Consider the following 12,587-nt stretch of genomic DNA (forward strand, 5'->3'; position numbering starts at 1 on the left):
TTGCTTAGTACGGCAAAGTGTTCATGGTTAGCAACTTACTCATTGGCAAAGGCCCAGGTTAAAAAATCCGGCATAATCGCGCTCCAGGTTTCCTGATCGTGCTTTCCCCCCTTTATTTCGACATAGCGGATTGACTGCTCCCACTGGTATCCTTTTTTGACCAACTCATCCATCAGGTCAGTTGTATCGTCAATGGCATCAATGATACCGTTGTTGTTGCGGTCGCTGGTTTCGTCTTCGGTTCCGGTTTCAAACCAGAATTTAAGCGCTTCGTGGTAGGCTCCTTGCCGAACCAGATCGTGCATGATCCGGTCGGTTTCGTCCCGGTACCCAGCCTCGGTACTTTTGCTTCGCCACCAGAATGAGCCTGAAAAAACCCCGGCCCGACCAAACCGCTCGGGGTGATGAAAAACAATATCGAAGGCCGACAATCCACCCAGCGAGAACCCGGCAAACACTGACTGCTCTGGTTCCGTACAAACCCGATAGTGCTTTTTTACGTAAGGCAACAATTCTGTCAGGACAAAATCAGTGTAAAGGGCGGCTTTACTGCCCCGGTTCATGTAATCAGCCCTGGCAGCCGTGCCATACTCCTGAATCCGGTCGCCAGCATGAATAGCGATCAGTACAAATGGGCGAATGGCCATGTTCCGATACAGCGAATCCAGAACGCTGGTCATGTGCAGGCGGGGCAAATCCTGTCCATCGTTGAGGTAAAGCGTTGGATACGCGGCATCGCTAGTCTGGTAATCGGGCGGCAGAATAATGGTTAGATAGACCGTTCGGTTGAGCGGAACGGACTGCAACGAATCAGGCTGCAGAATCGTCATAATTGTCTGTTCAGCGTGGCTATGAGCCTGTAAAGAGTCAGCCATAAAAGAAAATAAGATCAGGATACGTCTACTTACGATCTACAAAATTGAGATTTTTTCAACGCCTACGGACTCGTTTTTTTGCCAGCACTAGCGATTTCGGCTATTTTCACACGAAATTTGCGTGGATCTCATCAAACAAACACACTCGTGCAGGAAGATTATAGAAAATTCTATTCACACCATCTCGGGCGCGACATCGAGATGCTGGTTTATGGAAATTGGGGTTATCCAGTCGTGCTCTTTCCAACGTCGATGGGGCACTATTATGAATATAAAGACTTTGGGCTGACCGAAACGGCACGCTGGTTTGTGGAGACGGGCAAAGTTAAGTTATATTGTATCGATAGTATCGACCGCGATAGCTGGTATGCTAAACACCTGCATCCAGGTACGCGTATCTGGAATCACGTACTCTACGACCGCTTTCTGCACGAAGAGCTAGTCCCGAGTATCCAACGGGAGTGTAACGTTCAGAAAATCGGGGTTTCGGGCGCATCCTTCGGCGGTTACCATGCGCTTAATTTTGCCTTCCGGCATCCCGAACAGGTCGGTCATCTACTCACAATGGGGGCAGCTTTCGACATTCGTTCGTTTCTGGGTGGGTATTACGACGAAAACGTGTATCTCAACAATCCACCCGATTTTTTGCCCAATGCCCAGAATAACGAGTTCTACCACATGAATATCGTGCTGGGAACCTCGGCATATGATTTCTGTAAAGACTCAAATTACAGAATATCGGGCATTCTTAGCCAAAAAGGCATTCGTCACCAACTGGATGTAACGCCCTGGGGTAACCACGACTGGCCTGTCTGGAAAGATCAATTTCCGCGCTATCTGAGTATGATTTAAATTGATTGAAGCGGCCTGAAAGCCGCTTTTTTCATAAGGCCATCCGGGTGTGATGTCGGTTTCTCAAAACCGATATAGTGAGATTTCTTAAAACCTCGTGCGGTTGAGTATTAACGAGGTTTCTCAAAACCTCGCTGCGTCAGCTGTAAGCATATGACGCCACAGACCATCACGGTCCAACCCGGTTAGTTACAGAATCAGACCTCATAGCTACTCTACTCGTGGGCTTTTATTGTCAGGTTCGGGTTCGACAAACAGATGAGTAAGACAAACAAACTATAAATCGGTATGTTTACCTCATTAATAGCCGATTTGAACTCGACTTACTATCGTCTTATTAATCGACAACACTAAAAGCCCCCTCTAACTATCTTATTATGAGCACACAAAAAAAGATAGGCATTTTATTCGGCCAGGAAAATACGTTCCCACAAGCCTTTGTGGATCGCGTCAATGAAAAGCAAAGCCAGTTTCCGGCTGAGTTTGTTAGCATTGATCAGGTTGAACAAAGTGTACCAACCGATTATGCGGTGATTATCGACCGGATTTCGCAGGATGTACCGTTCTATAAAGCATTTCTTAAAAATGCAGCCCTGACGGGTACGGCCGTCGTCAACAACCCATTCTGGTGGAGCGCTGATGAGAAGTTTTTCAACAATGCGCTGGCGGTTCAACTAGGCGTTCCCGTTCCAAAAACGATTTTGCTTCCGTCCAAAGAGCGACCCGACGATACCAACCACAATTCGTTCCGCAACCTGCAACACATGGATTGGGATCGTATTTTTAATCATATTGGCTTCCCGGCTTTCATGAAACCCCACGCGGGTGGCGGCTGGAAAAGCGTGTATAAAGTAGATAATCCCGACCAGATGTTCAAGGCGTATGACGAAACAGCTCAATTAGTTATGCTGTATCAGGAAGCCATTGATTTCACGGACTATTTCCGGTGCTATTGTATCGGCGGAAAAGATGTGCGGATTATGCCTTACGAGCCCCGCAACCCACACCACCTGCGTTATGCGGCCCAAATGCAGACAACCGGTGATGCGGGGAAAAAGCTATTGGCAACCATGACCGACTATGTGCTGAAGCTGAACCACGGACTTGGCTACGACTTCAATACCGTTGAATTTGCCGTACGGGATGGCATTCCCATTGCCATTGATTTCTGCAACCCTGCCCCCGACGCGGATGTTCACTCGGTTGGGCAGGAAAACTTCGAGTGGGTGGTCGAAGCGGCCGCTAACATGGCGATCGATCGGGCCAGGAAGGCAAAAAAAGGACAGGACAACCTGACTTGGGGCACATTCGTCCGCAACTCCGTGACGCATTCAGCACCTGCCCCATTAAAAGAGCCCAAGGCCCCGAAAGAGGAGAAAGAGCCGAAAAAGGAGCCCAAAGGCGAAAAACCGAAAAAGGCCGGAAAAGAAGAAGCCAAACCAGAGAAGCCCAAAAAGGATAAGAAATAGGTTTATCAACTTCCCATAATGCAGATGCCGTGGCTGGTATGAAACTAGCCACGGCATCTGCATTATGGGAAGGTATAAAACGCATCTACAAGTCGGCGAGTCGGTCGCTGAACGAATTCGGTCAGTAAAAAAAGGACGTCTATCTTTCCAACGATTTGATCCTAAACGTTATCTTAAAGAAAAAACTGTTTATGCGCTTACTTGTCTATTCACTAGCTTTTCTATGTGGCTTTACGGCTTGTTCGAAACCAGAAGCGGTTACACCCGATGCACTGACCGGGGTTTGGGTGGAGGAAACCGCCCGACGGGATACGCTGCTCTTTAACCTCGACCAGTCGGGTAAACCACTCCCAAATTCAATACTGGTCAAACGCGGCAGGGAAATCAACCAGGGCGGGTCTCTGGTTCCTAAGATTGGGAGTGGCATCTACCAATATAGCCTGCTCAACAACCGCATCAGCGTACGAAATATGTTTTCCAGTTCGTCACAACTCACCGATTACTGGATTGAACAACGTGATAAAAAGTTATTGATTGATAATTTCTTTGAATTAGGGTCGAATCAACCCGCCACGGCCACCCGAACGCTCGTTCGCTTGTAGCATTCCAGCGCAGCTCATCAATAAAGTCAGCTTTTCTATCCCTTATACGGGCTGGGCCATTTTATTCTTACAACAGCGGGCGGACCAGTTGCTTCTCCCGGAATTTATCACTCAATCGTTTTCTAAAGAATCAACTGTCACTAAGCATTTTTCCCGAATAATATTGGGGATTTATGCACAGTATCCGCTTACCGTTCGTCACAAAAAGGCGCTTATATACTTATTGATTCGGCTTTTTCAGCCATATTCGTGTTTTTAGAGAACAGTTTAGCCTCAATCATCAACACTCATCTTCTTTTTAGTACATGCAAAGACGAGACTTTATCCAGTTGTCTGGCTTAGGCATTGGCGGTTTGTTAACAGCTTCGATTCCCGTTTTGGGAAACGCGGTGTCGCCCGAATACCTGCTCGAAGCAAGCGGCCGGGGCGTTGGCATTGACAATGCTGCCAAAAAACGCCTTGCCGATATTGCCCTGAATGCCGCCAAAAGTAAGGGGGCTACTTACACCGACGTTCGTATCGGGCGCTACCTTCAACAATTCGTGTTTACCCGTGAGGCCAAGGTTCAAAACATTGCCAATGCCGAATCGTTTGGAGTGGGCATTCGGGTCATTGCTAACGGAACCTGGGGATTTGCAGCCACCAGTGACGTAACCCCCCAAGCCATCGCCAAATGTGCCGAAACCGCCGTAGCCATCGCTAAAGCCAACGCCCGTCTGCAAACAGAACCCGTGCAACTGGCACCGCAAAAGGGTGTTGGTGAGGTCACCTGGAAAACCCCGATCAAGAAAAACGCCTTCGAGATTCCCGTTCAGGAAAAGATCGATCTGCTCATGAAGGTGAACAGTGAGGCCATGAAAAACGGAGCAGCTTTCGTCACCTCGAACCTATTTTTCGTTAACGAACAGAAATACTTTGCCTCGACCGATGGCTCCTACATCGACCAGGACGTCCATCGCATCTGGCCTACGTTTACGGTGTCGGCCGTTGACCGGACCGTCGGTAAGTTTAAAACCCGTGACGCGCTCAGCTCGCCAATGGGCATGGGCTACGAATACCTGGATGGCCTGGCGTCGGAAAAAATTGCCGCCCCCAACGGCCTTGTCGGGTACCGAAATTCCTACGATATGGTAGAAGATGCCATTCTGGGTGCCAAACAGGCCAAAGAAAAATTAACGGCCAAAACCGTACAGCCCGGCAAATACGATCTCGTGCTCGACCCGAATCACCTCGGCTTAACCATTCACGAATCGGTTGGTCACCCGACCGAACTCGACCGCGTATTAGGGTATGAAGCCAACTACGCCGGAACCAGTTTCGCAACCCTCGACAAGTGGAAAACCAAGAATTTCAATTATGGCAGCAAACTGGTCAACATTGTCGCCGATAAAACCCAGCCCCACACCCTCGGCACCGTTGGCTACGATGATGAAGGCGTTCCCTGCAAAGAGTGGGATTTGATTAAAGATGGTATTCTGGTAAACTACCAAGCGATCCGTGATCAGGTAGCGATTCTGGGCGAGAAAGAATCGAACGGATGTTGCTATGCCGATAACTGGGATTCTGTCCAGTTTCAGCGAATGCCAAACGTTTCCCTGAAGGCAGGCACCGAAAAACGGTCGGTGTTTGACATGATCAAGGGCGTCGATAAAGGGATCTACATCATTGGCCGCGGGTCGTATTCCATCGACCAGCAACGCTACAATTTCCAGTTCGGTGGGCAGCTATTCTACGAAATCAAGAATGGCGAAATCGTTGGTATGCTGGACGATGTAGCCTATCAGTCGAATACGCAGGAATTCTGGAACTCCTGCGCACAACTTTGCGACAAAGACGATTACCGTACGTTCGGTTCGTTCTTCGATGGCAAAGGGCAGCCTTCGCAGGTCAGTGCCGTTTCGCACGGCAGCGCTACCACCCGTTTCAATGGGGTCAATGTGATTAATACAGGACGGAAAATTTAAGTTTTGGGTTTGTGGTTGGCTGGTACATGCACGCTGGATGCGTCTGCCAACCACAAACCATATACAACTCAGTATCACCCCAAAAAAGATGGCAATCTTAACCAGAGAAGAAGCAAAAAAGATAATTGATAAGGTGTTGGCTTATTCCAAAGCCGATGAAATGAGCGTGAGTTTAACGGGTGGCCGGACAGGCAACATTCGATACGCCCGTAACTCCGTTTCGACCAGTGGTGAATCCGATAACCTGGCCCTGGCGGTCACGGCCGTATTCGGCAAGCGTTCCGGCACGTCGACCATCAACGAGTTTGACGACGCATCGCTCGAAAAGACCGTTCGTCGGGCCGAAGAAATTGCCAAGCTCGCTCCCGAAAACCCGGAATACATGCCCATGCTGGGTCCGCAAAAATACCTGGAGACCAGCACGTATTCCGAGAATACAGCCAAAATCGACCCGGAGTTTCGGGCGAAGGCCGCTTTCGATAGTCTGGACCCCTGTCGCCAGAAAAACCTGACAGCTGCGGGCTACATGGAAGATTCAACTGGTTTTGCGGCCATTGGGAACAGCAAAGGCCTTTTCGGCTACAATCGGGCCACAAACGTTGATTTCTCAATCACCGTGCGCACCGCCGATGGCCTGGGTTCAGGCTATGCGAATCCTGACGTCACGGACGTCAGCAAACTCAGTACCAAAGCATCTACCGAGGTAGCCATGCAGAAGGCGCTGGCATCGGCCAGTGCAAGAGCCCTGGAGCCGGGCAAATACACGGTCATTCTGGAACCGACGGCCTCCGTTGAATTACTGCAAAACATGATGCGCAGTATGGATGCCCGTTCGGCCGATGAAGGCCGGAGCTTTTTGAGCAAAAAAGGGGGCGGTACACGTCTGAACGAAAAACTCTTCGACGAACGGGTCAACATCATCAGCGACCCCATGAACACTGAACTTCCCTTATCGCCATTCGGCGGAGGAGGTGGTGGTGGCGGAGGTGGCGGCCGTTTCGGTGGGGGCGGTAGCGACGGTCTTCCACAGGAGAAAAGAACGTGGATCGAGAATGGCGTTGTCAAAAATATGTTCTATACACGCTTCTGGGCTGATAAGAAGGGCGTTGCGCCCATTCCAGCTCCCGGTGGCTTTATCATGCTGGGTGGAACGCAGTCGCTGGCTGATCTGATCAAGAGCACCGATAAGGGTATTCTGGTAACGCGTTTCTGGTACATCCGGGCGGTCGATCCCCAAACGCAGCTCTACACCGGCCTGACGCGGGATGGTACATTCTATATTGAAAATGGAAAGATCAAGTTTCCAATCAAAAATTTCCGGTTCAATGAAAGTCCGGTCATTATGCTCAATAACGTCGAAGCATTAGGCAAACCGGTTCGGGCGGGTGGTAATCTGATACCGCCGATGAAAATTCGGGACTTCACGTTCACGAGCTTGTCGGATGCCGTATAGATAGCCACAGAGATGTCTCTGTGTAATAACATTTTAATAGTACACTACAACCATGAACCGTCGAGATTTTAATCAGCTTTTGGGAATGGGAACCGCTGGTATCCTATTGCCTAGTTTACCCGCCTTTTCGCGCACCGTAAGTCCTGAAGCCCTGCTGGAAGTGGGCATGGATGTTTCCCAGAAAAAGCGCTTAGCCGATGCCGCCCTCAACGCAGCCAAAAGCAAAGGAGCCACCTATTCCGATGTACGCATTGGCCGATACCTGAACCAGTTCGTCATTACGCGGGAAGATAAAGTGCAGAACATCGTCAACACCGAATCCTACGGCGTTGGCGTTCGTGTTATCGCGGATGGTTGCTGGGGCTTTGCCGCTGTTGTCGATGCGAAAAACGAGGCCGATATGGCCAGAGCCGCCGAAAAAGCCGTAGCCATCGCTAAAGCCAACGCCCGCCTGATGAAAGAACCCGTCCAACTGGCTCCTCAGAAAGGCTATGGCGAAGTTTCCTGGAAAGCGCCCATCAAACGGAATGCCTTTGAGGTGCCCATTCAGGAGAAAGTCGATCTGCTTCTTTCGGTGAACAGTGCGGCTCTCCAAAATGGCGCCAACTACGTGAACTCGGTGATGTTTATGGTTAATGAGCAAAAATACTTTGCCTCGACCGACGGCACCTATGCCGATCAGGATATTCACCGCATCTGGCCTAACTTTACCGTGACGGCTATCGACCCCAAAACAGGTAAGTTCGAAACCCGCAATACCCTGAGCGCACCGATGGGGATGGGATACGACTACCTGCAAGTGAACCCGGCCGATAAAGTAACGGGGATAACGACCCGCTACAATATGGGTTACGATATGCTGGAGGACGTAACGGCAGCCGCCAAACAGGCACGTGCCAAGCACTCGGCAAAGTCCGTAGAAGCAGGTAAATACGATCTCGTACTCGACCCATCACACCTCTGGCTCACCATTCACGAATCGGTTGGTCACCCGCTCGAACTCGACCGCGTGTTGGGTTATGAAGCCAACTTTGCCGGAACCAGTTTCGCGACCCTCGACAAGTGGCAGTCCAAGAACTTCAACTATGGCAGCAAGCAGGTCAATTTGATCGCCGACAAAACCCAGGTTGGGTCATTAGGCGCGGTTGGCTATGACGACGAGGGCGTAAAGACTAAGAAATGGGACCTGGTGAAAGACGGTATACTGGTGAACTACCAGGCCATTCGTGATCAGGTTCATATCATTGGCGAAAAAGAATCGCAGGGTTGCTGCTACGCCGATAGCTGGAGCTCGGTGCAGTTTCAGCGCATGGCCAATGTATCGCTGGCGGCTGGCAAAACGCCTTTGTCCGTTCAGGAAATGATTAAGGATGTAAAAAAAGGGATTTACATCATCGGCGATGGGTCCTTCTCTATTGACCAACAGCGCTATAACTTCCAGTTCGGCGGCCAGTTGTTCTACGAAATCAAAGACGGTCAGATTGCGGGCATGTTGAAAGATGTGGCTTATCAATCGAATACGCAGGAGTTCTGGAACTCGTGTGCGCAGGTTTGCGACGAACGCGACTATCGCCTTGGCGGTTCGTTCTTCGACGGCAAAGGACAGCCTTCCCAATCGAGCGCCGTTTCGCACGGCAGCAGCACGGCCCGTTTCAACGGCGTTAATGTGATCAATACAGCCCGGAAGATCTAAGTTTGTTCATTGTTTACGGTTGATGGTTGGCTGACCACACACCATCAACCCTAAATAATGAACCCCTACCACAGACCCACTATGCCAATCAAACTTACTGAAGCAGAAGCCAAAGCCCTGCTCACCAAAGTTCTCAGTTATTCGAAAGCCGACGAATGCGAAGTTAATCTGATCGTTGAAGAGCGGGGAAATCTGCGCTACGCCCGCAACGAAGTATCGACCAGTGGCTCGTTAGTCAATCAGAATCTACAGGTACAATCGGCTTTTGGTAAAAAAGTTGGTGTTGCCACGATTGATGAATTCGATGATGCATCGCTCGAAAAAGTAGTGCGTCGGGCCGAAGAGCTGGCCAAACTGGCTCCCGAAAACCCGGAATACGTCGGTGTTCTGGGACCACAGCAATACCAAAAATCGACTGGTTTTTTTGATTCGACAGCCAACGTGACGCCCGATACGCGGGCCGAAGTTGTGGCAAAGAGCCTCGAACTATCCCGTGCCCAGAATCTGGCAGCCGCCGGTTTTTTGCAGGACAATTACGGCTATTCAGCCATGATGAACTCGAAAGGCCTGTTCGCTTATTATCCAAGCACCAACGTAAACTTTTCGTTGACCGTCCGCACCAACGACGGGAAGGGGTCGGGTTATGTAGCGCGCGGCTACAGCGATTTCACCAAGTTGGATACAGCGGCCGCCACCCGAATTGCGATTCAGAAAGCGAAAGGGTCGGCTGAAGCGCGTGCCATCGAACCGGGCAAATACACGGTTATTCTGGAGCCGACGGCGGCTGTCGTCCTGCTCGAGAACATCTTTTACAATATGGATGCCCGCTCAGCCGATGAAGGCCGGTCGTACTTCAGCAAGTCGGGCGGCAAATCACGGTTGGGCGATAAAATTGTCGACGAGCGCGTCACGATCTATTCCGACCCAACCAACCCCGAATTACCCGCTTCTCCCTGGTCGGGCGACGGGCGGCCGCAGGAAAAAACGATGTGGATTGAGAAAGGAGTCGTCAAAAACCTGGCCTATTCACGCTATTGGGCACAAAAGCAGGGAAAGAAAGCCACGCCGTTTCCAAACAACTTCATTATGCTGGGTGGATCGGCTTCATTGGAAGACATGATCAAAACTACTCAACGCGGTATTCTGGTCACGAAACTCTGGTATATCCGTGAAGTTGACCCGCAGACTATCTTGCTGACCGGCCTCACCCGCGACGGGACTTTTTACATCGAGAACGGTAAGATCAAGCACCCGGTCAAGAACTTTAGGTTCAACGAAAGCCCGGTCATTATGCTCAATAACCTTGAGTCATTGGGAAAACCCGAGCGTGTGCTCAGCACGGAATCGGACCAGAACTACCTGATTCCACCGATGAAAATTCGGGAGTTTACCTTTACCAGTTTGTCAGACGCGGTGTAAAATCATCGGTTTTCTAAAGATGACCGGGTTAAGCAGTAGGTTATGCCACCAGCGCCGGATTTATTATCTGGCGCTGGTGTATCGGGTGCTGAACCTCGTTATGACTGACGATGACTACCCGTCGGAAGGTAGTGTAAACGTAGATCTGACTACTCAATAAGGCAGAATTCTCCGTAACTTCACCGGTAAACTATCTATTGTCAAATGCTCGACACCCGTGTTGCTGAACTTTTGGAAGCCCCCGATGCCAAATTAGTCATCGAACGAGCGCAGGCTATTCTGGCCGATGAAGCGCAACGTCGCCGGGCCTTTCGCGAATGGCTGCGTGATGATATCAAAGCCGAATTTATTAATGGTGAAGTCATTATGCACTCGCCCGTTAAGCGTCGACATTTGGATGCAACGGCCAATCTACTAACCTTACTTCGGATTTATGTTCATCTCCATCATTTAGGCGCAGTCGACTCAGAGAAAGCACTCATTGGCCTGACTCGCAATGATTACGAACCAGACATATGCTATTGGAACAGCGAAACAGCGGATTCTTTCGAGGATGATCAGATGGAGCATCCAGCTCCCGATCTGATTGTTGAAATTCTGTCGAAAAGTACGACAGGACGCGATAGGGGCGTTAAGTTCGAAGATTATGCCGCTCATGGCGTTCAGGAATACTGGATTATTGACCCCGTTCGTAAATCGGTGGAGCAGTATCAGTTAGACGAGGGAACGATGGCATTTGCTTCTGTAGCCGTCCTGTACATAAATGATACGCTGAGTGCCATAACCGTACCTGGGTTTCAGATTCCAGTTCTGGCCATTTTCGATAAGCAAACGAATCTGGATACCCTGCGAGCGCTCCTGACAAAACCCGACTGATTCATAGCCAGATGATTGCCATTACCGAAGCCACCGAGCAGGACTTACCCATCATTCGTGCTATTGCTTACCAGACCTGGCCTGCCACGTTTGGAGAAATTCTGTCGCCCGCTCAGATTGACTACATGCTGAATATGATGTACAGTCCCGATGCACTCACCACACAGATCAGAGACAAGAATCATGTTTTTTTGCTGGCTCAGGACGAGGATAGTCAGGAGCATCTGGGCTTTATTTCCTACGAGTTTGACTATAAGAATCAGTCGAAAACCAAAATTCACAAGCTTTATCTGCTGCCTGCCAGCCAGGGCAAAGGTGTCGGCAGACTGCTCATCGATAAAGTAGCGACGCTGGCGATTGACCAGGCAAATTCAAGTCTGTCGCTGAACGTGAACAAATACAACAAAGCCATTCAGTTCTACGAACGGATGGGTTTTACTACGGTTGATACCGAGACAATTGACATTGGCGAAGGTTTTCTGATGGAAGACTACATCATGGAAAAACCGCTGAATGCCTAGTAAAATAACGGCGAAACAGCTATTTTTAAGCATAAAACTCGCCTTTTCAGCTGATTTTCGACATTTACGGAAACGGCTCTAAAATGAATGTAATCATAACCTGTAAAAGTAATATCGACGGCGACCCAAATAGCCTTTGTGCCTTGTACCGGTTTAATTTCTTTCTCAACAAACGCACTTGAAACCGTTTTTCTTCACCCGTATTCAATATACTTCCGGCGATTGGGATACCGACCAACGGATGCCGTCCAACCTGCTGCATTCCCTGGTCGAGTACACAACGTTGCCGGTAGATCAGAAGGAAAAAGTGGTGCAATTGAGTAGTCCCGATTTATTCAAAAGTCCGTTCTGCTATTTGAGTGGCCATAAATTAGTTGAGTTTTCAACCCAGGAACGTGACCATTTCAAACGCTACGTACAGAATGGCGGCTTCGTATTTGTCGACGACTGTAACCACGACCTCGACGGTCTGTTTGCCAAGTCCTTCGAGCAGGAAATGGGCCGCACGTTTGGCCCCAAAGCGCTTCAGAAGATACCTAATAACCACCCACTCTACACTTGTTTTTTCAAGTTTGAGGAAGGACCACCCACCACGTCGTTTGAACTGAACGGCTGGGGCGACGACCTTGTCCACGATTACCTGAAAGCCATCACCGTCAACGGCCGAATCGGGGTATTGTACAGCAACAAAGATTATGGCTGCGAGTGGGATTATGATTTTCGAAACAAACGGTTTCTGGCCGAAGACAATACCAAGTTTGGCGTCAATATCGTAACCTACGCACTAACTGCCTGATTTATAGTAACGATACGACGTGTAGCTAAACCCTACATTATGTAGCTTACATCAACATTTCCTCTTC

12 protein-coding genes are annotated in these 12,587 nt (G+C 49.7%); 11 read left to right on the plus strand and 1 reads right to left on the minus strand.

The genetic code is table 11. The annotated features are described in order from the left end of the window. Positions 1-35: 35 nt before the first annotated feature. The gene (locus ACYU8Y_RS20335) at positions 36-875 is read right to left on the minus strand and encodes an alpha/beta hydrolase (protein ID WP_460939911.1); all 840 of its coding nucleotides are present in this window, start codon (positions 873-875) and stop codon (positions 36-38) included. Positions 876-1,022: 147 nt separating this feature from the next. Here ACYU8Y_RS20335 and ACYU8Y_RS20340 point away from each other — a divergent pair, with 147 nt between their 5' ends. The 11 genes from ACYU8Y_RS20340 to ACYU8Y_RS20390 all read left to right on the plus strand — a co-directional run bounded on the left by ACYU8Y_RS20340 (position 1,023) and on the right by ACYU8Y_RS20390 (position 12,520). Beyond that, a complete protein-coding gene (locus ACYU8Y_RS20340; protein WP_460939912.1) occupies positions 1,023-1,727 on the plus strand; it encodes an esterase family protein in 705 nt (234 codons plus the stop codon). 377 nt (positions 1,728-2,104) lie between these two features. Further along, complete coding sequence (locus ACYU8Y_RS20345) at positions 2,105-3,196, plus strand: ATP-grasp domain-containing protein (protein ID WP_460939913.1); 1,092 nt, start codon at positions 2,105-2,107, stop codon at positions 3,194-3,196. A gap of 191 nt (positions 3,197-3,387) precedes the next feature. Continuing rightward, positions 3,388-3,798, plus strand: a complete 411-nt coding sequence (locus ACYU8Y_RS20350) for a hypothetical protein (RefSeq protein WP_460939915.1) — start codon at positions 3,388-3,390, stop codon at positions 3,796-3,798. 305 nt (positions 3,799-4,103) lie between these two features. Then, the gene (locus tag ACYU8Y_RS20355) at positions 4,104-5,762 is read left to right on the plus strand and encodes a TldD/PmbA family protein (protein ID WP_460939917.1); all 1,659 of its coding nucleotides are present in this window, start codon (positions 4,104-4,106) and stop codon (positions 5,760-5,762) included. An 88-nt stretch (positions 5,763-5,850) separates the two neighbouring features. After that, positions 5,851-7,215, plus strand: coding sequence for a TldD/PmbA family protein (locus ACYU8Y_RS20360; RefSeq protein WP_460939918.1), 1,365 nt, complete (start codon positions 5,851-5,853; stop codon positions 7,213-7,215). A 52-nt stretch (positions 7,216-7,267) separates the two neighbouring features. Then, a complete protein-coding gene (locus tag ACYU8Y_RS20365) occupies positions 7,268-8,908 on the plus strand; it encodes a TldD/PmbA family protein (RefSeq protein WP_460939919.1) in 1,641 nt (546 codons plus the stop codon). A gap of 81 nt (positions 8,909-8,989) precedes the next feature. Further along, positions 8,990-10,327: a TldD/PmbA family protein gene (locus ACYU8Y_RS20370; RefSeq protein ID WP_460939920.1), complete on the plus strand. Its 1,338-nt coding sequence runs from the start codon at positions 8,990-8,992 to the stop codon at positions 10,325-10,327. Between the two features lie 19 nt (positions 10,328-10,346). Continuing rightward, positions 10,347-10,487, plus strand: a complete 141-nt coding sequence (locus tag ACYU8Y_RS20375) for a hypothetical protein (RefSeq protein WP_460939921.1) — start codon at positions 10,347-10,349, stop codon at positions 10,485-10,487. 44 nt (positions 10,488-10,531) lie between these two features. Next, positions 10,532-11,203 (plus strand): Uma2 family endonuclease, encoded by a 672-nt coding sequence (locus tag ACYU8Y_RS20380; RefSeq protein ID WP_460939922.1) that lies wholly within the window; start codon positions 10,532-10,534, stop codon positions 11,201-11,203. Between the two features lie 11 nt (positions 11,204-11,214). Next, positions 11,215-11,724, plus strand: coding sequence for a GNAT family N-acetyltransferase (locus ACYU8Y_RS20385; protein WP_460939923.1), 510 nt, complete (start codon positions 11,215-11,217; stop codon positions 11,722-11,724). A gap of 178 nt (positions 11,725-11,902) precedes the next feature. After that, a complete protein-coding gene (locus tag ACYU8Y_RS20390; protein WP_460939924.1) occupies positions 11,903-12,520 on the plus strand; it encodes a DUF4159 domain-containing protein in 618 nt (205 codons plus the stop codon). Positions 12,521-12,587 lie beyond the last annotated feature (67 nt).

Source organism: Spirosoma humi (genome assembly GCF_054776575.1).

What these genes read in the sequence shown, in the direction of transcription:
- ACYU8Y_RS20335 (WP_460939911.1), bottom strand. Translation starts at nt 875, where the DNA reads ATGGCTGACTCTTTACAGGCTCATAGCCACGCTGAACAGACAATTATG.
- ACYU8Y_RS20345 (WP_460939913.1), top strand. Translation starts at nt 2,105, where the DNA reads ATGAGCACACAAAAAAAGATAGGCATTTTATTCGGCCAGGAAAATACG.
- ACYU8Y_RS20350 (WP_460939915.1), top strand. Translation starts at nt 3,388, where the DNA reads ATGCGCTTACTTGTCTATTCACTAGCTTTTCTATGTGGCTTTACGGCT.
- ACYU8Y_RS20355 (WP_460939917.1), top strand. Translation starts at nt 4,104, where the DNA reads ATGCAAAGACGAGACTTTATCCAGTTGTCTGGCTTAGGCATTGGCGGT.
- ACYU8Y_RS20360 (WP_460939918.1), top strand. Translation starts at nt 5,851, where the DNA reads ATGGCAATCTTAACCAGAGAAGAAGCAAAAAAGATAATTGATAAGGTG.
- ACYU8Y_RS20365 (WP_460939919.1), top strand. Translation starts at nt 7,268, where the DNA reads ATGAACCGTCGAGATTTTAATCAGCTTTTGGGAATGGGAACCGCTGGT.
- ACYU8Y_RS20370 (WP_460939920.1), top strand. Translation starts at nt 8,990, where the DNA reads ATGCCAATCAAACTTACTGAAGCAGAAGCCAAAGCCCTGCTCACCAAA.
- ACYU8Y_RS20375 (WP_460939921.1), top strand. Translation starts at nt 10,347, where the DNA reads ATGACCGGGTTAAGCAGTAGGTTATGCCACCAGCGCCGGATTTATTAT.
- ACYU8Y_RS20380 (WP_460939922.1), top strand. Translation starts at nt 10,532, where the DNA reads ATGCTCGACACCCGTGTTGCTGAACTTTTGGAAGCCCCCGATGCCAAA.
- ACYU8Y_RS20385 (WP_460939923.1), top strand. Translation starts at nt 11,215, where the DNA reads ATGATTGCCATTACCGAAGCCACCGAGCAGGACTTACCCATCATTCGT.